20 protein-coding genes and 1 riboswitch are annotated in these 24,858 nt (G+C 54.7%); of the genes, 15 read left to right on the top strand and 5 right to left on the bottom strand.

Translation table 11 applies throughout. From position 1 onward, the window contains the following. Positions 1 to 219: 219 nt before the first annotated feature. Positions 220 to 1,017 (top strand): zinc ribbon domain-containing protein, encoded by a 798-nt coding sequence (locus L6H98_RS19180; protein ID WP_236417501.1) that lies wholly within the window; start codon positions 220 to 222, stop codon positions 1,015 to 1,017. A 71-nt stretch (positions 1,018 to 1,088) separates the two neighbouring features. Next, entirely contained in the window at positions 1,089 to 1,895 is an 807-nt protein-coding gene (locus L6H98_RS19175) for a TrmB family transcriptional regulator (RefSeq protein ID WP_236417500.1), read from the top strand. A 269-nt stretch (positions 1,896 to 2,164) separates the two neighbouring features. Here the strand turns inward: L6H98_RS19175 and L6H98_RS19170 are convergent, their stop codons facing one another. Continuing rightward, positions 2,165 to 2,863, bottom strand: a complete 699-nt coding sequence (locus L6H98_RS19170) for an NUDIX domain-containing protein (RefSeq protein WP_236417499.1) — start codon at positions 2,861 to 2,863, stop codon at positions 2,165 to 2,167. Between the two features lie 80 nt (positions 2,864 to 2,943). Between L6H98_RS19170 and L6H98_RS19165 the strand changes: the two genes are divergently transcribed. Then, the gene (locus L6H98_RS19165) at positions 2,944 to 3,246 is read left to right on the top strand and encodes a hypothetical protein (protein WP_236417498.1); all 303 of its coding nucleotides are present in this window, start codon (positions 2,944 to 2,946) and stop codon (positions 3,244 to 3,246) included. 180 nt (positions 3,247 to 3,426) lie between these two features. Here the strand turns inward: L6H98_RS19165 and mscL are convergent, their stop codons facing one another. Then, on the bottom strand, positions 3,427 to 3,927 hold the full coding sequence (gene mscL, locus L6H98_RS19160; RefSeq protein WP_290371465.1) for a large conductance mechanosensitive channel protein MscL: 501 nt from the start codon (positions 3,925 to 3,927) through the stop codon (positions 3,427 to 3,429). Positions 3,928 to 4,163: 236 nt separating this feature from the next. Beyond that, positions 4,164 to 4,263: riboswitch (purine riboswitch) on the top strand. Positions 4,264 to 4,511: 248 nt separating this feature from the next. On the opposite strand from mscL, the gene L6H98_RS19155 reads away from it, so the two are divergent. Together L6H98_RS19155 and L6H98_RS19150 are read left to right on the top strand one after the other, a co-directional pair. Next, entirely contained in the window at positions 4,512 to 5,099 is a 588-nt protein-coding gene (locus L6H98_RS19155) for a xanthine phosphoribosyltransferase (protein ID WP_236417497.1), read from the top strand. A 1-nt stretch (position 5,100) separates the two neighbouring features. After that, positions 5,101 to 6,462 carry a nucleobase:cation symporter-2 family protein gene (locus L6H98_RS19150; RefSeq protein ID WP_236417496.1) on the top strand — a complete coding sequence of 454 codons (1,362 nt, stop codon included), beginning with the start codon at positions 5,101 to 5,103 and terminating at the stop codon, positions 6,460 to 6,462. A gap of 311 nt (positions 6,463 to 6,773) precedes the next feature. On the opposite strand, the gene L6H98_RS19145 is transcribed toward L6H98_RS19150, so the two are convergent. The 3 genes from L6H98_RS19145 to L6H98_RS19135 all read right to left on the bottom strand — a co-directional run bounded on the left by L6H98_RS19145 (position 6,774) and on the right by L6H98_RS19135 (position 10,477). Further along, positions 6,774 to 7,112: a hypothetical protein gene (locus tag L6H98_RS19145; protein ID WP_236417495.1), complete on the bottom strand. Its 339-nt coding sequence runs from the start codon at positions 7,110 to 7,112 to the stop codon at positions 6,774 to 6,776. Between the two features lie 172 nt (positions 7,113 to 7,284). Continuing rightward, positions 7,285 to 9,141 (bottom strand): IucA/IucC family protein, encoded by a 1,857-nt coding sequence (locus tag L6H98_RS19140; RefSeq protein ID WP_236417494.1) that lies wholly within the window; start codon positions 9,139 to 9,141, stop codon positions 7,285 to 7,287. A 22-nt stretch (positions 9,142 to 9,163) separates the two neighbouring features. After that, positions 9,164 to 10,477, bottom strand: coding sequence for an MFS transporter (locus tag L6H98_RS19135; RefSeq protein ID WP_236417492.1), 1,314 nt, complete (start codon positions 10,475 to 10,477; stop codon positions 9,164 to 9,166). Between the two features lie 235 nt (positions 10,478 to 10,712). Here L6H98_RS19135 and sbnA point away from each other — a divergent pair, with 235 nt between their 5' ends. From sbnA to L6H98_RS19085, 10 genes are all read left to right on the top strand, one after another. Next, a complete protein-coding gene (sbnA, locus tag L6H98_RS19130; protein ID WP_290371464.1) occupies positions 10,713 to 11,726 on the top strand; it encodes a 2,3-diaminopropionate biosynthesis protein SbnA in 1,014 nt (337 codons plus the stop codon). A gap of 25 nt (positions 11,727 to 11,751) precedes the next feature. Further along, complete coding sequence (sbnB, locus tag L6H98_RS19125) at positions 11,752 to 12,774, top strand: 2,3-diaminopropionate biosynthesis protein SbnB (protein ID WP_236417490.1); 1,023 nt, start codon at positions 11,752 to 11,754, stop codon at positions 12,772 to 12,774. 65 nt (positions 12,775 to 12,839) lie between these two features. Beyond that, the gene (locus tag L6H98_RS19120; protein ID WP_236417760.1) at positions 12,840 to 14,051 is read left to right on the top strand and encodes a type III PLP-dependent enzyme; all 1,212 of its coding nucleotides are present in this window, start codon (positions 12,840 to 12,842) and stop codon (positions 14,049 to 14,051) included. A 41-nt stretch (positions 14,052 to 14,092) separates the two neighbouring features. Then, positions 14,093 to 15,937: an IucA/IucC family protein gene (locus L6H98_RS19115; RefSeq protein ID WP_236417488.1), complete on the top strand. Its 1,845-nt coding sequence runs from the start codon at positions 14,093 to 14,095 to the stop codon at positions 15,935 to 15,937. Then, the gene (locus tag L6H98_RS19110; RefSeq protein WP_236417487.1) at positions 15,934 to 17,874 is read left to right on the top strand and encodes an IucA/IucC family protein; all 1,941 of its coding nucleotides are present in this window, start codon (positions 15,934 to 15,936) and stop codon (positions 17,872 to 17,874) included. The genes L6H98_RS19115 and L6H98_RS19110 overlap by 4 nt, the downstream gene beginning before the upstream one ends. 129 nt (positions 17,875 to 18,003) lie before the next feature. Next, on the top strand, positions 18,004 to 19,014 hold the full coding sequence (locus L6H98_RS19105) for an iron-siderophore ABC transporter substrate-binding protein (RefSeq protein ID WP_236417486.1): 1,011 nt from the start codon (positions 18,004 to 18,006) through the stop codon (positions 19,012 to 19,014). 221 nt (positions 19,015 to 19,235) lie between these two features. Then, the gene (locus tag L6H98_RS19100) at positions 19,236 to 20,237 is read left to right on the top strand and encodes an iron ABC transporter permease (protein ID WP_236417485.1); all 1,002 of its coding nucleotides are present in this window, start codon (positions 19,236 to 19,238) and stop codon (positions 20,235 to 20,237) included. After that, the gene (locus tag L6H98_RS19095; RefSeq protein WP_236417484.1) at positions 20,234 to 21,241 is read left to right on the top strand and encodes an iron ABC transporter permease; all 1,008 of its coding nucleotides are present in this window, start codon (positions 20,234 to 20,236) and stop codon (positions 21,239 to 21,241) included. The genes L6H98_RS19100 and L6H98_RS19095 overlap by 4 nt, the downstream gene beginning before the upstream one ends. A gap of 46 nt (positions 21,242 to 21,287) precedes the next feature. Next, positions 21,288 to 22,898, top strand: coding sequence for a helix-turn-helix domain-containing protein (locus L6H98_RS19090; protein WP_236417483.1), 1,611 nt, complete (start codon positions 21,288 to 21,290; stop codon positions 22,896 to 22,898). Positions 22,899 to 23,123: 225 nt separating this feature from the next. Then, positions 23,124 to 24,836, top strand: coding sequence for a helix-turn-helix domain-containing protein (locus L6H98_RS19085; protein WP_236417482.1), 1,713 nt, complete (start codon positions 23,124 to 23,126; stop codon positions 24,834 to 24,836). Positions 24,837 to 24,858 lie beyond the last annotated feature (22 nt).

Below are 24,858 nucleotides of genomic sequence, written 5' to 3'. Positions count from 1 at the left end.
TTATACCGAACGTATGGTCCTGACGAAAGCCCCCGATTTCATCCAAGCGGAGGAACGAAGGGCGTGGATGAGGTTTTGCGCAACTTTTCGCCATCACGTCGTATAAGTTATATGTCGGGGCGTGACGTACCTGCTAATGATGAATGGAAATGAATCTATCAAAGGCTTTTCTCGTTGAATCGAGCGATTCAACGTTTGACGGACGGAGGAGGAGATGTCATGAAATTGCTTCAACGTATCAAAAACGGAGCAAACCGCGCTACGGAACGCGCACAGCACGCGGTTGAAATTGGCAAATTGAACAATCAGATTTTGGGCTTGCAGGAGGAACAGAGAGTCCATTTTACAGATATGGGACGTATTTTTTACGAAGGCTACCGGGCGAATGACATGATCAATATCGAGAAGGACATGGTGGAGCTTTCGAATCTGTGCGATGAGCTTCAGGATGAAATCGACGGATTGCGTACCAAAATCGCGGAATTGAAGAACGAACGCTTATGCGAATGCGGTCATGTTGCCTCGCTGGATGCCAATTTTTGTCCGAAATGCGGACGCAAGCTTGGCGAGTTCAAGCCTGCTGCACAACAACAGGCTGATCCAGGATACCCATCTGCGCGCAACGAAGCTGCAGTGTCTCTGAGCAAGGAAAGCCCTGCCCCAGAGAATCCGAAATCGATGCCAGCGGAGGAGGAAGACCCGTACGAAGCGGCCATCCCTTCCATTGCCGATCTGGAGGAAGAGATGGAGTACAACGGCATGGATTTCACCCAAGAGGAGAAGGAAGCTTTCGATGCCGAGTGGGAGCGGCGCCGCGAGGAGGAAATGCAGCGCGAACGCGAGCGCCAGCAGGAATTGGACGAACGGATCAGGTATTGGAAGGAAAACAATCCGATTGTGGGCAACGTTCATGTGCAGAATGAGGTTGCCCGCGAATTGGTGAATTGCCAGATTTGCGCCTCGGAGCTGCCGAAGGGCTCCAAATGGTGCCCGCGCTGCGGAGCAGAACAGATTTGAAGCAGTAGAATGGCTGCTTCACAAAAGAGGAGAGGCAGCACAGGTTGTCGACAGCATGGGGGGACGGGATAATGGACCGACTGCTGCATCATATCCGTCATCTTGGCTTTACCGAGATGGAAGCAAAAATCATGGTGGAACTCGCCAAGCACGGTTCGGCTTCGGGTTATGAGGTTGCGAAACGCCTTGGCGTGTCCCGCTCGAACGTATATGCCGCGCTACAGCGAATGGAGCAGCGGGGCTTTTTGCTCCGCAGCGCCGGCGAGCCGGCCAAATACAGCGTGCTTGAACCCGAGGAACTGACGCGTATGATCACCGAGCAAATGCGTTCATCGCTCGATTACGTGCAGAGCAGCATGCCTAGACATGAACCGGAACAGCCTGCTTTTTATAATCTCGAAGGTGACCGGAACGTGCTGGATGCGCTAAGCCTTAAGCTGGCCGAGGCGAAACACGAGATCGTGGTGGATCTTTGGTGGGAGGAGGCCGAGCTGCTTCACGTCGAACTCCAGCGCGCCGAAGAGCGGGGCGTACGCGTATTATGGTCTTGCGATGGCGGAGAGGGAGGTATGGAACCGCCTGTCCCGTGGGCATTTGATTCACTGGGTGGCATGAGCAATGGCCGGAGATTCACGCTGGTCGTGGATCGCCGCTGGTGCATGCTTGGCATGCGTGGGGAAGCATGCATGACTCAAGCCGTAGTCACGGCTCATCCGGCCATGACGGGTCTGCTATTGAACCATTTTGCACAGGCATTGGTTCTGTTTGAACTGGAACAGGACATGGGCGGGGAACTCGAGGCGCGATACGGACCGCGTTATGCCGAGTTGGCTGCACGTTACTGGGGGGCATTTCCCGAAGGAAATTCGGGAAGCTGATCCATGCGAGATTAGGGGATGCTCTCGCTCAGGTAGGGAGCAGGGCGGAGCATCCGGACAGGTCTTGCGTTTTTCATATTTGAGGCTGCAACGAGGCGCTGCGATCGGCAGCGCCTTGTTGTATTATCGCGTTATGAAACATGGAGGCTGTCGCACGAAGAAAGTATAACGCCATCCGGTTTCAGGGAACATAAACATCGGAAGTGAAACATATGCTGATCAGGCAAAATGAATTCGTCGAGCCATAAAAGCTCCCTATTTCTTAAGTCTTAAGGACAACCGGGCACATGATGGAGTGCTTCAAGGATCTCGGTATAATACGTGGTTCCATGAGGCACGAAATCGGCTGCACGCACCTGGCGAATCACCCGCTTGAAGGGGAAAGCACTGCCGGACGCACCTTCATCTGCGACGGAGAGGGGCCCGTGGTCGCCGGAATCCTCGTATTCCGCCTGTATTCCGGTAGCTTTTACGCGGTCTGTCTGACCGCGGAACAAGGCAAGCAGCTCGTTTAAAGGAACTTCATACAGACTGTCCACTTCGCTGGCCTGGAGCGTATAGGCCTCGAGCGGTTGATCGACGCACAGGCCATAAACGGCGCTGATTTCGTTATCGATAAAAGGAATTCCGCGCACTTCGCCTTGCAATTGCTGTTTGACGGTAAGCAGGTGGGTCAGCGCTTCAAACGGAACCGCCACCCCCAGCTCCTCTTCCAGCTCCCGGCTGGCCTCGTGTAATTGCTCGCCGGCGGTGAGATGGCCTGCAGCCGTAATATCGTAACAGCCAGGGAACGTGTCTTTGGTATCCCGGCGGCGCTGGAACAACACCATGCGCTGCTCCCCTTCGTCGCGCACGAGCCAGCAGTGGAAGGAGCGATGCCAATATCCTTGGGCATGGACTTCGTGGCGAGGTGCCGTGCCGATCCAATTTTGACGTTCATCGTAAATATCGAAACGTTCTGGGGTCATGAAACGTATCTCCTTATATAACAAGTTTAAAAGTTCAAAATTTCACAAAGTTTGCTTAACGATGAAAGGGGAAGGATTCCATGGAATGCATTGTACACTTTCAAGTGATTTATCCGCAACCTCAGGAGCGCAAAAGCCTGCGCGGCCTCATTTTTGTAGGGCAAGGCCAGGAACCGGCAAACAGCCAGTTGGCGAGCATGTTTAAGGATATGGGATTCAACGTACGTTTGGAGGATGAAGAGCAGCTGTTGTTTAAACCGACGGACCCTGGAGCGGATTTCGAATTTATTCGCGTGACAGAACTCGATACAGGGGAAGAAGTATACAAGGAAGACCGTGATCTGAAGGCAATTCTGGAGCATCTCCTGCCACGTCGTTTCTAGAAGCGGGCGGCGTGGTTTTCCGGGGCACCCGTTCTCGGGTATACATATTCAGCAATGTTGAGCAGTATTGACGCAGACAGCAAGCCATAGTAAAAGGCCAAGCCCATACTGACGCTGCATGTGCAGCGCAGAGGACTTGGCCGATTTTTTTCCCGTAGGAAACGCGTAGAACCTGTTTTTTTAGGCCGGCGATCCGCTTCCTTCCACATCCAGATGGGACGTGCAGTGCGAGCAGCGCGTGGCCGCAATCGGGATTTCGGACAGGCAGTACTTGCATTCCTTGGTCGTTTTTGCGGGTTCGGGTTTCTTCTCTTCTTTGCGTTTGAGCAAGTTGATGCCCTTCACCAGCATGAAAATGCAGAATGCCACGATGAGGAAATCGATAAGTACGTTGATGAATTGCCCGTAAGCGATGACCGTAGCTCCTAATTCATTCGCCTGGGCGAGCGTTGTAATGTCCTGACCGTTTGCCGTTTTGATTTTCGGATCCAGGTTAATGATTTTCTGGCTGAAATCGATGCCTCCAAGCAGTTTGCCGACAGGCGGCATAATGATGTCGTTGACGATGGACGTCACGATTTTGCCGAATGCCGCACCGATGATCACACCGACTGCCAGATCGACGACGTTGCCGCGTACGGCAAATTCTTTGAATTCTTTAAGCAAGCCTTTCAATCTCAATCCCTCTCCTTTGACCAGCAAAATGCTGCCAGTGTTATTTTCCCCATCCATTTCGCCCCACAGCGAACTTCCGTTTACATATTGTACAAAAAAATGTCGCTGCCATCATCCTATTTCTACAATTTTAACGGGATTTCCGCAAATTACATGAAAATACTTCTTTATTTCACGGCGCCAATTCGGTATACTTCTAACATTGTCAGTTATGTATACACGTTTATGTTCCTTATGAACATTCAAAAGAATATGCCTTTACTCGTATATGTGCAGGAATAGGCCTGCATGTCTCTACCCGATCACCGGAATGATCGGACTACGGGAAGGAAACGCCGCATCATCGGGGCTGCTGAAACCCTTGGACTGCGAGGACGGAGCTGGGTTATCGGCTGCCGGCCTTCGAGTTCTGGATGATCCGTGCGTTTTGCCGACACGTTTTGACTTTGCGTGTTTGCAACAAGTCCGTCTTCCCGTCTCTGGTCCAATCCGCAGTGAGGAAGGCGGGCTTTTTGTTTTTCCCGTTCTCCCGGTGAAGGGTATGAGGCCGGCCGCACATCGCGAGGGCAATTACAGGGGGAAGCTTGCAAATGAAGTTGTTGAAGGACAAGGTGCGCCAGGAAGGCATTGTGCTGTCCAATCAGGTGCTGAAGGTCGACTCGTTTCTGAACCACCAGATGGACCCGGTGTTGATGAAAGAAGTCGGCAAGGAATTCACCCGCCGTTTTGAAGGGGAAAAGATTACACGGGTCCTGACGATCGAATCGTCCGGAATCGCGCCAGGCATCATGACTGCGCTGGAGTTGAACGTGCCGCTCATTTTTGCACGCAAACAGAAGTCGCTTACGCTGCGCGAGGATATTCTTGTAGAGAAGGTGTACTCCTTCACCAAGCAGGAAACCAATGAAATCACGGTAGCCAAAAAGTTCATGGAACCGGGCGACCGCGTGCTGATCATCGACGATTTTCTTGCCAACGGCGAAGCGGCATTTGGTCTGGCACGGATCGTGGAGCAGGTTGGGGCCGAGGTTGTGGGCATCGGCATCGTGATCGAGAAGGCGTTCCAGCCAGGCGGCCGTTTGCTGAAGGAAGCCGGATACCGCGTGGAGTCGCTGGTTCGCATCGGCGCCCTGTCGGACGGACAGGTCACGTTTGCGGATGAGGAGGGCACGAACTGATATGGCACGCGAACGTATCTTTCAAGGCCACCGTCATCCCATCCAAACGTTCTCGCTGGGGCTCCAGCATGTGCTGGCTATGTATGCAGGGGCCGTGGTGGTGCCGCTCATCGTCAGCAGTGCGCTCGGTTTTACGACAGAGCAGCTCACATACCTGATCGCGATCGACTTGCTTGCTTGCGGCGTGGCTACGCTGCTGCAGGTATGGGGAAACCGCTTCTTCGGCGTCGGGCTGCCCGTCATGCTCGGTTGTGCGTTTCAAGCCGTTTCGCCAATGATCCTGATCGGCATGAAGAGCGGAGTGTCAGCCATCTATGGCGCCATCATTGCCTCCGGATTGTTCGTGGTATTGTTCTCGGGATTGTTCGGCAAACTGATCCGGCTCTTCCCGCCTGTCGTGACGGGTTCAGTAGTAACCATTATCGGACTTACCCTGATTCCGGTCGCATTTAATGACCTGGGCGGCGGTCAGGGAGCCGAGGACTTCGGCAGCGGTACTCATCTGATCCTTGGTTTTGGCGTGCTGGTGTTCATCATCCTGATGACGCGTTTCACGACAGGATTCCTGCGTTCCATTTCCGTATTGGTCGGACTGCTTGCAGGCACGATTGCAGCCGGATTCATGGGCGCGGTCGATTTCGCACCGGTTCGCGAAGCGAGCTGGTTCCATGTCGTGCAGCCGTTTTATTTCGGGAAGCCGACCTTTGAAATCGTTCCGATTCTGACCATGATTCTGGTTTCCATCGTCAGCGTAGCGGAGTCCACGGGTGTGTTTATGGCGCTGGGCAAAATTTTGGACAGAGACCTTGACTCGAAGGATTTGGCGCGCGGTTATCGTGCCGAAGGATTGGCCATCGTGCTCGGCGGTATTTTCAATTCGTTCCCGTACACGACGTATTCGCAAAACGTAGGGCTTGTCCAGATGACCCGCGTCAAAACGCGTGATGTGATCGTTGTTGCCGGCGGATTGCTGGTCGTCATCGGATTCGTGCCGAAAATCGCGGCGCTGGCGCAGCTGATTCCAGGTTCGGTTCTGGGCGGGGCGATGGTAGCCTTGTTCGGCATGGTTGTGTCTTCCGGCATCCGTATTTTGGGCACGCAAGTCGATCTGGGCCGTCATGAAAATCTGTTCATCATTGCCTGCTCCGTCGGGATGGGGCTTGGCGTAACGGTCGTTCCGCAATTGTTTGCGGGTGCGCCGGATTGGGCGCAAATCATGCTCGGCAACGGCATCATTGCCGGCAGCTTTACAGCCATTTTCATGAACCTGTTGTTTAATGGACTGGGTACAAAGGAATCTGCAGCCCGGATGGCCGAGAAACAGGCTGAAGGCATTCTTGGAGAAACGGGCAAATCGGCATAATCGTCGGGGAGCCTGATCGGGGAAGCCAAGCTGCATCTTGTTATATATGTTGAATGGTTAACCATGTAAATTCATGTGGTTAATCTCGCAAATGATATACAGCGTAAATAATGAATCTCATGAATGATTTACGCTGTGAATGATTCAGGTCATGAACCGCTTACGTCATGAACCACTACACCGAGAACATCGGCATCGGCTGCCATGTTTTCGGTGTTTTTGTTTTGGCTGGAAAACGTCGGGTCAGGTGATGATGAACGGTTGGAGGCGTGAAATGTTGATATCCGATTTATTATGTTTACTCAGCTAAATTAGAAATGACGCATCTGCTTTTCCGCAAAATCGCCGACCCATGGCAGCTTGAGCCATTTTCCCTGCAAGCTGGTGACCACCATGATGAGCCAAACGACCAAGCCCAGCATGGACAACAGTGCAGCCAGGAGCGCACCGAACAGGGGGAGAAAGGCAGACAGGACGTGGCCCACCATAATGATGCCGAACACGGTAACCGATTGCAGCGCATGAAAGAGAACGAACCGGCTCCGTTTCTCCACCGCTAGAAAGATGATGCCGCCTACAAAGGTAAACAGGTAACAGAGCATGGCTGCGATATTTTCATCCAGACCGCTTGACGATTTTCTGGAAGGCATTCCGGCCCAGCCTCCTTTGTCCTTTTTCTATAGGTTATGAGCGAGAGGGACAGAACTGAACCGTGATCTGATTGTTCCGAATAATTCAAGTTGCTGCTTTAGGTCTTTTCCTAGGTCCTTCCTTAAAACGTGAAGAAGCCCGTCTCCCTTTGGATGCAGGCTTCTTAGTATGCTATTCCTTCACCCGCATCGGGTTCGGAATATCCACGTATAACGGTGTTTCGCCCCGCTGATGGAATCGGCTGAGCAGATTGGCTTTCGCCGGAAGCGTGGGTACAGTGAGCAGGTCGCAGACGATGTGTTCCAGCAACGATCCGGGCAGTGCCTGCTCGCGAAGACGCTCCAGCGTCCGGCTTGCAATATGCCAGAAGGGCATCTCCGACTGTCCGGAATAGTAGGCCAAACGTTGTACGACATGGCTGAGATGATTGACGAAAAAATAATACTTCAAACGATGGCGCGCCTGCTCCTCCGAATACAGGACCGGGCTGTCCCTTTGGACGATCGTCCCGACCCAGCCCTGCTGCTCCGCAAGCTCCCGATTGACGCTGATGCCTTCCAGATCGCGCACGATGAAAGAGGATGGTTTGCCATCATGGAGGCGCAGCATCGAATTTTGCACATGCGCTTCCAGGCTGATTCCCGTTTCGGCGTAGAGCCGCAGCATCGGCGCGACGGTCAGCTCCGCGTATTCGCGGAACCAGGCCTGCCAATCCGGCTGAAAATTTGTATCGACTTCTCCGCCTGAACCTGCCTGTTTGCTTTCCCGCACGGCGCGGAACAGAAGCGGTTCGCGTTCGCCGGGCAGCACCTCCATCAGCGAAGCGATGACGTAAGGTATGCCTGGGGCACTGCCGACCTCGTCGGGTGCTTCACGCACGATCATGGAAAAGCCGGACATCAGCTGCTCCCGTCTCGTCGGGGCAGAAGCTTGCGGCGGTTCCAGTGTACGATAGCCTTTTTCCAGCAAAATTTGAAAACGCCGGGACTGCCAACGTTCCTTTATACTCGCCACAATGCTCGACGCATCCAGCGTCCGCAGCAGCTGTTCCTCATTGTTCTCGCGAATGAAATTGGTGATCCGAATATGCAGGGAGAGCTTGTAGAAACACCGATCCTTCGGGTTCCACACCGTCCTGACCGATGAAGTGGGAACCACGGCAGGGCCCGTGCTGCCCAAATCGACCAGGTGCCCCTCTGCCAGTAACTTCTGCACCGATTCAAGCGAGCGCAAGTATCCTGCCTGCCAAGGGTGGCAAGGGAGCAATACGTGATGGCTGCGTTCCGGCGGAAGAAAACGATGCGCGGCTTCCCTCATTTCGGCAGGGATCCAGGAAGCGTCCGATGCGCCGTCCGCGGGATCAAGCCAGTCTTCGCCGATCCATTCAGGCGCTGCGGCAAAACAGCTGAGCGGAAATGTTACGCCATATTCCGGCGAATAAGCGAGCGAATCGGCAGAACTGAAGCCTTCAAGGCTTTTTGGCGTTGGATGGAACGGATGTCCGCACAACAAGGCCTGCTCGGCAGCGTTGAAGTCCAGACTGGCCGGAGGCCCGGACACGTAAGCATGCTCAAGATAGGATTCCATATGCTGCAGGCTGTTGGTAACCATCTGCTGCAACTGGATCTTTTGGGCCATGGCATCATGAGATGATCCTTGTTGAGACAGCGCAATGTCGTCCAGCAGAAGGGCAACGGCTTCCTCAAAAGATAGCGCTTTCCGATCGTCCGGATGTTGTCGTTCAATTTCGGAGGCATACAGGTTTTCCCCATAAACGTGATGCCCGGCCAGCGAGCGGTGAAGCAGCGAACCGTAAACGATCTGTCCGATGGATGGGAGCCTAATGGCCAGCGATATGTTCGGTAGGCGAGAATCTGTGAAGTAAGGATCATGCTGTCCCGTTTCGCGCAAATAGGCGTTCAGTATCCTGCTCAGCATTTCGCGGCGAGCCAGCAGGGAAGGAGAAGGCGAGCCCTCCTCCAACCAAGCATGGCCTTTTAACGGGTCGATGAGTTGCTCTTTGCTCATGGTCATGTCGTCCTTTCGTCATTTATTGGAGCGGCACCTGCAAGGGGGCTTGTCTTTCGGACACAGGGCTGCGCGGAACGACGAATAGAGCTGCAACCATGACAAATCCCATGACGAGGTATACCGCCGATATTCCCCAAGCAGCGCCGATCCAAACGCCAAGCGTAGGTCCCGTGAGCTGCCCGACCATCAGCATGCTGTTGGTTGCGCCGATCCGGACGCCGCGGTCCGAGTCGGTTGACGACCGCAGCACGTTCAGCATGACGGTCTGAAGCAGGGCGCTATAGAAAAAGCCCTGCAGGAAGCGAATGGCGATCAGCCATGCCACGCCAAGCGGAAGTGTATGCGCCAGTACGCAAATTCCGCACAACAGAGCTGCCCAACGGAGATTGCTCTCGGGCGCATGCCGGTCGTTCCGCTTGCCCCACCAGGATGCACCCACGAGTTCGCCGACGGAAGACATGGCCAGCAGAAGTCCGACGACAAGCGCCGCGGTGGACGACGGAATGAGCTCGCGGATGAATGGCGTAAACATCGTGAATGTTGCAAAATCGACCAGCTTGAACACGATTCCGGCAAGTACCAATCTTCTGGCTAACGGATGAAAAACAAGCGAACGGAACGCGTGTAGAATGCCGCCTTTGTCGGGCGGAGCTTTCGCAGCCAATTCTGTGACTGGAACGGATCGTTGAACTGGCGAAGCTGATCCGTCCGCACGTTTATCCGCAGAAAAAGGGATGGAAAGGCTCTTGCCCGGCTTAGCCGCACCTGCAAGCGAAGAGGCGGCCAGCAGGGCGAAGGCCATCGTCAATCCGGCCGTAATGAACAAGAGCGGGCGGCTTCCCCACGTATTGACGCAGATGCTGCCGAGCAGTGGACCGACGAGCAGTCCGGCTGCCGATGCCCGCTCCAGTCTGCCAAGCGCAAACCCTTGCTGCTTGGCGGGCGCATGCGATCCGACGAAGGCGCTGCTGGCATCGGATATGCCCCCGAAGGCCCCTTGGCAGAGCCGGAACAAAAAGAATTGGAACGGCGTCTGTGCGATGCCCATCAAGAACATGCTCAGTGCCAGGCCGACAAGGGCGCGAACGACCATCCATTTGCGGCTCCACCGATCCCCGATTTTCCCCCAGAAGGGAGTGAGCAGGGCGTACGAAAGGGCGGGCGCAGATACGGACAGACCGGTCCACATCAGCACTTCCTCGGGGGTTCCCGCGTTCATGTGCTCCATGTAGTACGGAATGAACGGGCTGATTCCCGTCAGTCCTGCGCTGGAAAGAAACCGCCCCCCGGAGAGGATGCGAATGCTCTGGTTCCAGGCTTTATGTGGCATCATTTTGCCGTTTCACCCACCCCGATTTTGGAAATTACAAGCAATTGCTGAACAGATTATCAAGAATGATTCTCAATGTCAATGCCGATTTTTGTGAAAAATTCTCTGTCGATTTTTCGGTTGACAGGAAAAAAAAGGGTATGCATAATAGGTCCTGCGTCCAAATGAGACTAATTATCATTATCAACAACCCTGCATCTGGACGACAAAAAACTGCCCGGAAAGCTGGTGTAAACCTTTGGAACACAGTGTCCTGCAAGTGAAAAATCAGTCGCTCAACGTTGCCGATTCCATCCTGGATTGCATAGGTCAGACTCCACTGGTTCGCTTGAGCTCGCTATTTGGAGCAAAGGGGCCATCCGTCTATGCCAAGCTGGAGATGATGAATCCCGGCGGCAGCATGAAGGACCGTCCCGCAAGGTACATTATCGAGCAAGGGTTAAGGGATGGAACGATCACGTCCCAAACGCATCTCATCGAGAGCACTTCGGGAAATTTGGGAATCGGGTTGGCCCTTGCGGCGAAAAGGTATGGCCTGAAGTTCACCTGCGTCGTAGATCCGAAGATCACGTCAACGAATTTGCGGATGATCACGTATCTTGGCGCCAACGTGGACATGGTGAGCGAAGCCGACGAACACGGCAGCTATCTGCAATCCCGCATCCGCAGAGTCAAAGAACTGGCCAGCCAAGATCCCGCGGGATACTGGATCAACCAATACGCCAATCCGCTGAACTGGAAAGCCCACTACCACGGTGCCGGACAGGAAATCGTGGAACAGTTGAACGGCCGCATCGATGTTTTGGTTTGCGCGGTCAGCACGACGGGCAGCATTCTCGGGATTTCCCGGAGGGTGAAGGAAGCGAACCCGCAGGCCAGAATCGTGGCCGTGGATGCTGTCGGTTCGGTGATTTTCGGTACGCCATCCAAGCCACGGGAACTGCCGGGCATCGGTGCCAACCGAGTGCCGGAGCTGTTCAGTCCTGCCGAAATCGATCAGGTCATTCATGTGGATGACCGCGAATCGGTGCTTGGCTGCCGCAAACTGCTGGAGCGGGAAGGGATTTTTGCCGGCGGGTCCTCGGGTTCTTTGGTTGCCGCACTGGAGAAATTGTTGCCGACCTTGTCGGCGAATGCAAATGTGGTCACCGTTCTGCCGGACCGCGGCGAACGTTATCTGGATACCGTGTATGACGAACAGTGGGTAGGCCAATTGCCGCCAGGTCCGACCGTTTACCATGCAACCAACTAAATCGAACAAGGGAGAGAATGACGATATGAGTACCGTTCAACAGGAACACAGCCTTTTGTATTTAAATAAACAAGATATTATAGATCTCCAAGGGCTGCAATCAGAACCATATGTCAAAGCAGTTACCCGAGCGTTGGAGCTGCATGCCCGCAAAGATACTGTCCAACCGCTCAAGCCATACCTTCGGGTGAACGAAGAGACCGGGCATATCGCCGACCGGATTATCGCAATGCCCGCCTATGTTGGCGGAGATATTGCGATCAGCGGTTTGAAGTGGATCGGCAGCAAACATGACAATCCGCAAAAACGCCAAAAGGAACGTGCAAGCGCTCTTATCATTCTGAACGACCCCGAAAGCAACTATCCGGTTGCCGTGATGGAGGGCAGCATTATTAGCGGCATGCGGACTGCGGCGGTAACGGTGATCGGTGCCAGGTATTTGGCAAAAGAGGGATTTCGCGTCGTCAGCGTGATCGGCTGCGGCGTCATTGCAAAAATGCAGGCGATGTCGCTGCTGGAGCAATTCAGCTCCATTCGTGAGCTGCACTTGTTTGATCTGAATGCCGATACGGCCCGGAGCCTTGCGGACGAGATAAGCTCCCGCTTCGGCGATGTGGATGTACAAGTAGCCGTATCCTCCGAGCAGGCCGTTCGCAAAGCGGAAGTGCTGGTGACGGCAACGGTGGCTTCTGCGCCTCACATTCCTTACGAGTGGCTGTCCAAAGGCACGTTTGTAAGCAACATTTCGATCATGGACCTGCACAAGGACGCGTTTGTTCAGGCAGACAAGGTGGTGGTGGATGATTGGGACCAGTCCAACCGCGAGAAAAAAATCATCAACCAGCTGGTGCTGGAAGGCAGGTTCTCCCGCGAGCAGCTGCACGCCGAGCTCGGCGAGATTCTGATCGGAGCCAAGCCTGGCCGGGAGCATGACGACGAGATTATCGTACTGAACCCGATGGGCATGGCCATCGAGGATATTTCAAGCGCTGCGGAGATGTATGCCCGTGCGGTTGAGCAGGGGAAAGGAACGCGGCTATGGCTGTAAGTCGGCAGGAACCGAACGTAAGCTTTGAACAGCAGCGCGGGCGTATCCATGCCCACGTTCGCGAAATGAAGCAGCGGGGTCATGAACCGGTGTGCGCTTATATCCGGGACGTGAGTGCATTGGTTAGCCATGTACGTCAGCGCGTGCAATCGATGCCGCCGTCCAGCAGGCTGTTTTATGCCATCAAAGCAAACTCGGAAGAACATGTTCTAAGGGCGTTGGCTCCGGTGGTGCATGGCTTCGAGGTTGCATCACTCGGCGAGGTTGCGAAGGTTCGCGAGGTGTCGGCCGACATTCCGATCGTTTTTGGCGGCCCGGGCAAAACCGAAGCCGAACTGACCGGTGCCATCGATTACGGGGTACAGCTCATCCACGCGGAAAGCCTGCATGAGCTGAACAAGCTGAACGATCTCGCAGGAAAACGCGGCGTGACGGTATCCGTGCTGCTGCGCATCAACCTGAAAGGGCCGCTGCCCCAGGCCACGCTGGCGATGGGCGGCCGTCCCACCCAGTTCGGCATCGATGAGGACATACTGCCGATCGTGGCGGAGCTGGCCATGGGGATGGAGAATGTCAGGGTGGAAGGATTCCACTTCCACTCGCTCTCCAACAATCTTGACGCAGACCAGCATGTAAAGCTGGTCGAATATTATTGCCGACTTGCCCGCGAATGGGCCGCGCAATATGGTTTTCCTTTGCGGTATTTGAACGCGGGAGGAGGAATCGGCGTGAACTATGCGGATCTGGAACGACAATTCGAGTGGGAGGCATTCGTAGGGGAACTTGCTCCAATGCTGGACAGGGAATTGCCTCATGGTACCACGCTGCTGTTTGAGTGCGGCCGCTATCTTACGGCATCCAGCGGTTATTATGCGACAGAAGTGCTGGACGTGAAAAAGAACCATGGGCGGACATATGCCATCGTGCGCGGCGGCACGCATCATTTTCGGCTACCGGTGTCCTGGCAGCACAGTCACCCGTTCGAGGTGATCCGCGTGGAGGAGTGGCCGCATGAATACGCGCGGCCTGCGGTGTACGGGGAACCATTCACGGTTGTCGGGCAGCTGTGCACGCCGAAGGACGTGCTGGCAAGCGATGTCGTTGCCGGCGAGGTGCGCGTCGGGGACATTCTGCTGTTTCAATATGCCGGTGCTTACGGCTGGGCCATTTCGCATCATGATTTTCTCAGCCATCCCCATCCTGAGCATGTGTATTTGACTTCATCGCCGCAACAAGAGCATCCGCAGGAATCAGGGGAATCTGAGCAGAGCAGGTAGGCAGTGCATGACAAAAATTTGATCAGGGAGGTACCGCACGCATGAATGGTTTAGCAGCATCGCTCGCCAGGTCCGACGAATGGATTCGGGTACGACGGCGGGTCTTCAGGCAGCTTATCGAATCGCTGCTGTACGAGCAAGTGATTCGGGAACCTGTCGTTAAGGGGCAGGAAGAGGAAGAGTACGTGCTGGTAGGGAGGACAGAAAGAGGAGAACCGGTACAATACGCATTCAGAGCTGTTCGCAAAAAAAGCTTTGGCCGGATCCGCTTGTCCGAGCAGCCGATCCTGCGCATCACGCCTGAGGGGAGCGCGGAGGCGGAATCCTTGCCGCGCTTTCTGCTGGAGATGTCCGCCGGAATCGTGGGTACGACAGCAGAATTGCTCTCAAGGTTTGCGTCCGAGCTGGAGCAAACGCTGCTGAAGGACGCTCAAGCGGTTCGCTGGAGGTCAGGGCTGCCTGACCCGGATACCCCGGACTACGACGAATGGGAGTCAGCCCTGATTGAAGGGCATCCATACCATCCTTGTTATAAATCGAGAATCGGGTTCACGCTGGAGGACAATATGGCGTATGGCCCGGAATTCCGGCCCGAATTCCGAATCGTCTGGTTGGCGATCCGCCGGGAAGCGGTCGTGGTCACGCTCTCGGAAACGCTTGGCACCTACGACGAGTTCGTGCATGAGGAGCTGGGTGAGGGTGAGCTGAAGAGGTTCGGGGAAATCGTACGAGAGACGTTGCCCCACGTCGATGCGAATGACTATGCATACGTACCTGTTCACCCGTGGCAGTGGGAACGGATCATATCGGTGGCCTGTCTGGATCTGCTTCACGCTGGAGAGATCGTGTATCTTGGACAAGCCGGGGATATGTACCGTCCCCAGCAATCCATTCGCACGCTGACGAATGTTGCCGATTCGGGCAAGCCTTACGTGAAGCTGCCGATGAACATCGTGAACACGTCTTCGGGCCGCATTTTGGCGCAGCATACGATCATGAATGCGGCGCGCATCTCCGACTGGCTGGGCAGCATCGTGACGCGAGATGTCTTTCTGGGGCAAGAGCTGGGCCTGATCGTGCTGAAGGAAATCGCGGGCATTTCGTACTGCCACCAGAAGCTGCCGGAGCTGCTCGAACGAAACGTGTATGGCTCGCTGGGTGCCATTTGGCGGGAAAGCCTGCATCCACGGCTTGCTGTGCATGAGACGGCTCTGCCGTTCAATGCGCTGACCCAGCTTGATCGCGAGGGAAAACCGATCATTGCTCCATGGGTGGAGCGTTATGGACTGGAGAGCTGGTCCGCTCAGTTGCTGCGCGTATCAGCAGTGCCGCTGCTTCACTTGCTGTATGCACACGGCGCAGGGCTGGAATCTCATGCGCAGAACATGATCCTCATCTTGAAGCAAGGCTGGCCGACTCGCATTGCGCTTAAAGATTTTCACGACGGCGTCCGCTACTGTCCGTCCTTGCCGCACCCGCTGGGCTATCCAAGCATCGAATATCCGCCAGCCAATCATCACGGGGTGAACCGCAATTCATTCGTGGAGAAGGAAGAGCCCTCCGAAGTGAAAGATTTCCTGCTGGATGCGCTGCTGTTCATCAACCTGACGGAGATTTCGTTTTTCCTGGAGAAGCATTACGGGTTAGGCGAGGAGGCATGGTGGGAGACGCTGGCCGGGATCATTCGGCGTTATCAGGAAAGGTTCCCGGAACTGCGGAAACGGTTCGAACAATTCGACGTATTTTCGCCCGAGATCGAAATCGAGCAGTTAACCCGGCGGCGCATTCACGCAGGAACGGAAGATTGCGTGCAGCGGGCAGCAAACCCGCTGCATGCATACAGGCCCCTGCTGCAAAACGAACCGGTTGAAGGAGGGAACGCATGAGTACAGAAGCAGCATGGGAGGATTCGCAGGCGGGTATGGGGGATATTGGGCCAAACACGGAGACGGCAGAGATAGAAAGGCAGCTGTGGCAGCAAAGACTGTACTTTGAGGCACTATCCTCCCACCATTACCCGGCTGCTCGCAGGCGCATATTCAGGCAGCTGGTCGAATCTTTGCTGTACGAGAAGGTTATTCAGGCAACGTCGACCGAGCAGGCGGATGGGAACACACTATGGACGCTGGAAGGCCGAGGCCTGAATGGGGAGCAAGTGCATTATTTCTGCAAAGGCAAAAGACATCTGACGTTTGGCCGCCTGCGGCTGACGGACGAACCGATCATGAGAGTGATGAAGCAAGGATCATGCCAAGAGCAGAAAGAGGCGGATTCCATCCCGCTTTTCCTGCTTGAAGTCGTCCGGGGAACCGGGGCTGATGAAGCAAAGCTGCTGCATTTTATCCGGGAGCTGGAGCAGACCTTGATCAACGATACGCTGGCTCGCCATGTCCGTTCACTGCGGCAGGCTGATCCCGTGCCGGTACACGATGAAGAGTGGGAGCAGCGGGTCATCGAGGGCCATCCCTATCATCCCAGCTACAAATCACGCATCGGTTTTCGTGTGGCAGATCAGCTGAAGTATGGGCCGGAATTCGGGAATGCCATCAGGCCGTTATGGCTGGCTGTCCGCAAAGAGCGGGTGCGTGTCAGTCGTTCAGCACAAGCACGAGTGATCGGATCTGCTAACAACGGGGAATGGGTACGCGAACAGATTGGGGAAGAGACGTTATCCCGATTTGATCGGTTCCTCCGCGAAAATGGAGCCCATGCCGCCGATGCGTACACGCTGATCCCCGTACATCCCTGGCAATGGGAGTCGGTAATCACCTCCGTATTGGCAGAGGATTTGCGGAATGGATACATCGTCCCGCTGGGGATCGGCGATCACGCATACACGGCACAGCAATCCATTCGTACGCTGGCGAATCGCTCCCGTCCGGATCTGGCTTCGCTGAAGCTGTCGCTCAGCATCATCAACACGTCCACGGGCAGGGTGATCGCGCCGCACACGGTACAGAACGCTCCCCTCATCACGGACTGGCTTCAGGGAATTGCCAGCGAAGACCCTTATCTAAGGGATGAACTGCGCGTCATCATGCTTGGCGAGATAGTCGGGGCCGCATACGATAACAGTCATGTTCCCGACATGCTCCGACCGGATGGTTACGGCGTATTGTCTTGCATCTGGAGGGAGAGCGTGTATGCGCAACTCGGAACGGGTGAATCGGTCTTGCCGTTCAACGCGCTCGCCACGCTGGATGCCGAAGGCTGCCCGGTCATCGAGCCATGGATCAGACGCTATGGCGCAGAAGCATGGTTGAACGATCTGTTGAATGTGTCAGTCCTCCCCCTTATTCACTGGTTGTTCGCCCATGGCATCGCGTTGGAATCGCACGCCCAGAATATGCTGCTAATCCACGATGATGGCAAGCCCCTTCGGATTGCCCTGAAGGATTTTCACGACGGCATCCGTTTCAAGACAGATTTGCTGGCAGAGCCTGGCCGCTGCCCGGAACTGGTGGATGTACCGGAATACCACCGCAGAGTGAACCGCAATTCGTTCCTGGTTGCGGAAGAAGCGGAAGCAGTGCGCGATTTCGTGCATGATGCCTTTTTCTTTATCAACCTGGGCGAATTGGCTTTGTTCATGCAAGAGCATTACGGCATTCCAGAGCGGCATTTCTGGAACCGAATTCGCCGAATCATCGAGCAGTACCAGCACCGATTCCCGGAACATCAAGCGAGATACGAGGCGTTTTCTTTGTTCGAACCGGAGATCGGAGTTGAACAGCTGACGAAACGGAGGATGTATCCGGATGACGAATTGAGAATGCATCAAGTTCCCAACCCGCTCTCTGAACCAAGCAATGTACTCTCTTAAATGCAGCCATTCAAAAAAGTATATGAGATCAACAGATTTTTGCATGGACATAATCCGGAAAAATGGGCTATTGTCTTAATAATGATAATCATTATTAATTAGCACGCAGAGAGGAGAATTGGGGGTCATATGGCAATGCAGGTAAAGAGACAAAACAAAGGCAAGTTATCTTGGGGACAATGGGCCTTGTTAGCGATATTGATGTTGGTACTGGCAGGTTGCGGGAATGCCGGGTCGGGTGCTGCAACGAACTCGGCAGTCGAAACGGGAACAACCGACACCAAGCAGGAGGAACAAGCTGCAAACGCAGTCGACACACGCACGATCACGGATGCGTACGGTGAAGTAGATGTTCCGGCCGATGCCAGCCGCGTCGTCGTGTTGGACATCGGTGCACTGGATAATTTGCTGCAACTGGGCGTGAAACCTGTAGGAGCGCCATCGATCCTGGCACCGGGCGAGCCGTACCCGGCTTATTTGCAAGGAACGGACGGCATCGAAAACATCGGTTCCGTCAACGAGCCGAATCTGGAAGCCATCGATGCTTTGAAACCGGACCTGATCATCGGCAACAAAGATACCCATGACGCCATTCACGATCAGTTGAAACAAATTGCGCCAACCGTTTTCGTTGAAACGCTTGGAGTGACCTGGAAAGAAAACCTGAAGCTTCATGCGGAGGCGGTAAACAAACAGGACGAAGGCCAAAAACTGCTGGAAGGTTACGAGCAGCGCGCTGCTGAATTGAAAGCCGCATTGGCCGGACAGGATGCCAAGGAAGTATCGCTGATCCGTCCGCGTGAGGACAAAATCCAGATTTACCTGAAAGAAACGTTTGCAGGAACGATCATGGAGGATGCCGGAATCGTGCGCCCGGCGGCCCAGCAGGAGGCAGGCTTTTCGAAGGACGTCACCGAAGAACAGATTGCGGATCTCGACGGGGATATCATTTTCTGGTTCAATCGGGAGCAGGATGCCTTCGCCAAGTTGGAAAAAAGCCCGCTGTGGGCCACGTTGAAAGGGGTCCAAAGCAAGGCTGTGCATCCGGTCGATTGGGAATACTGGCTCAGCGGGCTGGGGATCCAAGCCGTGAACAAAGTGCTGGACGATCTGAACCAATATGTGGCGAATCCATCATAAGGTTTGTCCGGTGCTGGTGTAATGAAGCCGCAGAATGACGTCTATAATGAAGGATTTTTATAGCATGCGCTCGAATTGGGTCGTCAACGTGACGATCCAATTTTTCTGCATCAACAGGCTGCTGTCATTGATTCCGTTTTATATAGAAGAAACTCGGATCTTTAATCATATCGTTACCTTAGAAATAGATCAGCTATGTGGGGCAAGAGGTGGATTTAACAATGAGGATGAATACAGGATTACGAGCGACGGGATTGGCCCTGCTGCTGGTTATGGTGTCTCTCGCATTTCTGGGCAGCATTATGTTTGGCATCGTGAAGGTCCCGCTGCGTTCCGTTATGGATGCGTTCATTTCATTCGACGGTTCGCGCGAGCATTTGATCATCCGCAGCGTGCGTCTGCCGCGAGCGGTCATCGCGGTGCTGGTTGGGTCTTCACTGGCCGTGGCCGGATGCATGATGCAGGCGGTGAGCCGCAATGCGCTTGTCGGTCCAGAGTTGTTCGGCATTAATTACGGTGCGGCACTGACCGCAGTGGTCGCATCGTTCTGGCTGGGTACGACTTCGCTGCAAATGTTTGCGTGGTCATCGCTGCTAGGTGCAGCGGTGGCAGGTATGCTGGTATTTCTGCTCAGTTCTGCAGGCAAAGGGGCCATGTCGCCGATCAGGCTGGTATTGGCCGGTTCAACGTTGAATCTGCTGTTTGCGTCGCTGACGCAAGGCATTCTGATCATGAACGAGCAATCCCTGGATACGATGCGCTTCTGGCTCGCCGGAGCATTGACCGGAAGAGATATGGGTTTGCTGGTTCAATTGATGCCGTATATCGGCATCGGATGGGTTGGCGCGGCCATGCTTAGCAGGCAGCTGAATATTTTCGGACTTGGCGAAGAAGTAGCGCAAAGCCTTGGGCAACGAATGCTGCTGATTCGCGTGGGCTGCATTGCAGCGGTGGTACTGCTCGCAGGCAGTGCGGTCGCCATCGCCGGGCCCATCGGGTTCATCGGCCTCGCCGTGCCGCATATTGCACGGATGCTGGCCGGTGAGGACTATCGCTGGATTGTGCCGTTTTCGGCCCTGCTGGGGGCGCTTCTTTTGCTCGCGGCGGATATTGGCGCAAGATTCGTACTGCCGGGTCAGGAAATTCCGGTCGGCGTGGTAACGGCCTTTTTCGGGGCTCCATTTCTGATTTACCTTGCCCAAAGAAAGGAGAGACGTTCATGATCCCCGCTCATATTCGCAAACGTGCATTGTTAATCCTGATGGGCTTATTGTTTCTGAATGCAGGCGTGCTGGTGCTGAATGTCATGTTGGGCGAGCGCTCGATCCCGCCGATGGAAGTGCTGCGCAGCCTGATTGGAGCGGGTGACCCGGAGTATCATTTCACGATCTTCCAGCTCAGGCTGCCGCGTGTGCTAACCGGCTTTCTGGTCGGCTGCGGGCTCGCCCTCGCGGGCGCAGTGCTGCAGGTCATTACCCGCAATCCGCTGGCTTCTCCGGGTATAATCGGATTAAATTCAGGGGCGGCTGCGGCCGTGGTTGCCGTTATGGTACTGGTGCCTGCTTTCCCGATGCGGTTGATGCCATGGATTGCGTTCAGTGGAGCACTGCTTGCGGCTTCGGTCATTTATGGTCTGTCGTGGCGAAAAGGGGAGGCGGCTTCGATCTCGCGCATGCTGCTGATTGGCATCGGGATCTCCGCGATGGCCGGGGCGCTGATTACCTATCTGTTAACGTTGGGCAAAATCTTTCGGGTATCCCAAGCTTCCATATGGATGGCAGGCAGCCTGTACGGGCGAACATGGGATCATTTCTGGCCGCTGCTTCCCTGGGTACTGATCCTGTTTCTTCTATTGTTATGGAAGGCAGGCGTGCTGGATTCGTTCTTGCTGGACGTGCAATCTACGGCCGGCCTTGGCGTTCGGGTGGAACCGATGAAAATGCTGTTCATTCTGATCAGCGTTGGTTTGGCGGGAGCTGCGGTTTCGATGGCGGGCACCATCGGGTTCGTGGGATTGATGGCGCCCCATATGGCGAGAAGCATCATCGGCAGCCGAAGCCTGGTGCGATTGCCCGTTGCCGCACTGATTGGTGGGCTTATCGTCATGCTGGCCGACCTGGCCGGGCGGCAATGGTTCGCTCCTTACGAAATTCCGGCGGGGCTAATTACCGCACTTGTCGGCGCGCCGTATATGATTTATTTGCTGCTGGGCCGCAGGGCTATATAATGAAGGAAAAGAATGCAGTCTGACGAAAGGCGGGTGCATCCGTTCCATGTCATCTCTTTCCAACGAAGCCCAGCAGATCTATCTTTTGTCTTCCGTACGCAAACGCAGATTTCCTAAACGCAGCGGGGCCGGAAAGTTAAGGATTCCCGCATACATATTATGCTTCATTATCGAAGGCGAGGGCGTCATCGTGCTGGACGGAGCATTGCAAAAGGTGCGGCCATTCCAGCTGTACCTGCTCGTTCCGGGCATGATCGTCGATATTCCAGAGCAAGCAAGCACGTTTGAGTATTACGGTATTTGGTTCGATCCGATCCGTTTAACGAAAAAGCAAGGAGCTTACGAGGCACGGACTGCCTCGCCATTGGCAGGAGCGCTGTCACCCGGCATGCTGCCGGTTCATCAGCCGCAATCCATCCTGCAGGCCATGGTACAGCTGTACCAATTGGGCAAAAAAGAATCCATCCGCCATTCCTTTCAAGGAAGGATGCTGTTGGAGCAGCTGATTCATGACCTTGCCCAACAAGGGCCTGTACCGTCGGCCAAGGCCATGGATGAACGGATCGAGCGGAGCATCCTGTACATGAAGCGGAACTATCCCGATAAAATCAGCATCGAACAGCTGGCCGAGGCGGCCGGCGGCATGTCGGCAGCAGCCTTTTCCCGGCTGTTTCGCCGAGAAACCGGCATGCCTCCGATCGAGTATTTAAGCAACGTGCGCATGGCCGAGGCCAAAGTACTGCTTAGCGCCAAGGACAGTCGCGTGAAAGAAGTGGCAGCAGAAGTCGGGTTTCGGAGCGAGTTTTACTTTAGCCGCATGTTTCAGCGAACCGTCGGCGTTTCGCCCACCCAGTACATGAAGCGAGGCATGCTGAAGGTAGCGGTGGCATCCTCCTTGAGCCTGGAAGACCACCTCAAATCACTGGGCATCGAACCGGTATGCGTTGCAGATTTGTTTCGTTACCCCGGGCAGAGCGAAGAACAGCATGCGAATCACGTGAAGGACCAACTTGCGCTGTTGCAGCAGTCCAGTCCGGATCTGATCATCGCCGACGATTATCATGCCGAGTTCCGGGACGAGTTCAAAAAGTCGGCTTCTCCGGTATTCCTTGACTTTGAAGTGTGGGATTGGAAGAGGAACTTTGAGCAAATCGCCGAACTTGTCCATCGGGAACGGGAAGCGTCCGAGATGCTGACAAGGCTGTATGTGCAGAGCGAAACGACCGGGCAGAAGCTGCGCGGCATGTTGGGAGACGAACGGCTGATGCTGATGCAGGTCAATCACCGGGCGATCGGCATTCAGGGCCGGGCGGGTCATCCGTTGAACGAATTGATTTATGGCGAACTGGCCTTGAATCACGGCGCACCGGCATCGGAGGAGCTGTGGCGGCTGGAGATGCAGCCGGAGGAGATTGCCGTTCTGGAAGCGGAGCATGTGTTTATTCATCAGCATCATGTATTGGCTGGAAGCAGCGAACGTTATCAGGATCTGATGCGTACGCCCGCCTGGTCCGGCATGGAGGCTGTACGGCTCGGCCGCGTATATGAGATTCCGAACTGGTTTGCGATGAGCTGGACGCCGCTGGGCAGACAGCGCATTATGGTGGAGCTGCTGGACATGTTGAACGGCCGATGGCAAAGCGAGAACAGGAATTAAGCAGCGTTAAGTTCGAATCGAACAACGATGAAGAAGGACAGGTTGCAGCCTTGGTTGCAGCGCTGTTCTTTTTTATGTTGGAAATGGCAAGGGAATGTACATAAAGCGTTGATTTTCATTTATAATGATAATGATTCTCAATCAACAAGAACTATACGAATCTATCTAAGCCGCAAATTTGTGGTTTCTATCATCGTTTATAACCATAGATCAGGAGTGTATGAAATGGAATTATCGCGAACCGGATCGTCGGCATACCCTGCACCAGCGCCGGAAAGGACGATTTATCTGCATCATGCCGAATTGGCGACCGTTGGACATGCCGGGCATTTGACCCAAATGATGGCTACCCAAACGACATTGATCATTCTGCTCGAAGGCCATTGCCATTTAAAGAAAAAAAACCGCAGCACGTTGATGAAGATGGACACGGTCTACACCTGTTATCCGGGCACGACCTTTGAATTCATCGGAAAAGGCGAGCCGTCGCTCGTCGCCATTCTGCGAGTGGAACTCTACCAGCCGTCAACGAGCCGGCCCGGAATGCTCGAATCGGCTTCGCAGCATATCTCCGCACTGCTGCCTGACGAAGCAGCGCATCCTGTTCCCGGGGCGGCGGGAGATTGCTGCAGATCCGTGTGCGCAATGCTTCGCTCGGGAGATCCGATCCAGCAGCTGCGGGCCCAGCTTCAGGTCATGGGGTTGGTGATCGATGCCGCTTCGGCGTGCTCCTCCGGTTCATCCATGCAGGCCAGCGGCGTCGAACGGGTCAAACATTACATGGATGAGCATCCGGAAGAACCGCTGAACTCAGGTAAATTGGCCGAGCTGGCCGGACTAAGCCCTAAACACTTTGCGGAACAATTCAAGAAACGATATGGAAAAAGCGCTCGCGAATATATCACGGAATTGCGTCTCGCCAAAGCCAAACGTCTGATGCTTCGGCCCGGCCGAAAGCTGAAGGATGTCGCCCACGAGGTGGGGTACCAGGACGAGTTTTATTTCAGCCGGTTGTTCAAAAAAGAATTCGGCGTTTCCCCCTCAAGCTATATCGGCAAACGCAAGCACAAAATCGCCGCTTATGCATGTGCCTCCACATTAGGAACATTGCTCGCGCTGGAACAGCTGCCTTACTTGGCCCCGCTTCATCCCAAATGGACGAACTACTATTTGGAGAGATACGGGGACGACATCCCCTACCATCTGGAATATGGTTCAAGCGATTCGGCAGCACACCCGAACATCAAGCAGATCGCGGAGGCTGCGCCGGAGCTTATCGTATGTCCGGATTATGTTACCGGGACGGAGTATGAAACATTGAGGGATATCGCTCCGGTGTTCAAACTTCCTCCGGAAGGGCCGGGCAGTTGGAAACAGGGTTTGATTCAGCTCGGCGCCATTTTGGGCCTGGAGAAAGAGGCATTGCAGTGGACTCGGGAGTTCGAGATCCGAAGCCAAAAGACAAGTCGCGCGATATCCAGCCTTCATGGGCGAAAGGCGGCCCCCTCCATTTTATTTGTGCGCATGATCCGAGGCCGACTGCTTGGATTTGACTCGGCGGGCACGCTCGATTACGTGTATAACGATCTCGGAATCCGGCGCCCGCGGTGTACTCCGAGAGATGGCGACGAGTGGTCGCCGGTCACATGGGAGCAGCTGCAGGCAGAAGACGTGGACTACGTGGCGTTGATGATTCGGCAGGACTCGAAAACGCTGGAGCAGTGGCAAGCACTCAGCCGGTCGCCCGAATGGCGGGCACTGCAAGTGGTTCGTCAGGATCGGGTATTCATGCTGTCCTCCAATCCGTGGCGCGAGTATTCTCCGATTGGTTTGGACCGGGCACGCCTGGATTTGTTTAACCATTTGAAGTCTGCCGGAAAAAAATCCATGCCGAATCCTCCTGCAGTCTATGGAGAAGACATCGCAAACCGCTCATAATAAATGATAATGATTATCAATA

The organism is Paenibacillus sp. JJ-223, assembly GCF_927798175.1.
Classification (GTDB): domain Bacteria; phylum Bacillota; class Bacilli; order Paenibacillales; family Paenibacillaceae; genus Paenibacillus; species Paenibacillus hubeiensis.
Note: the sequence above shows the minus strand (reverse complement) of the source record. Positions and strands in the feature narration are given on the sequence as shown.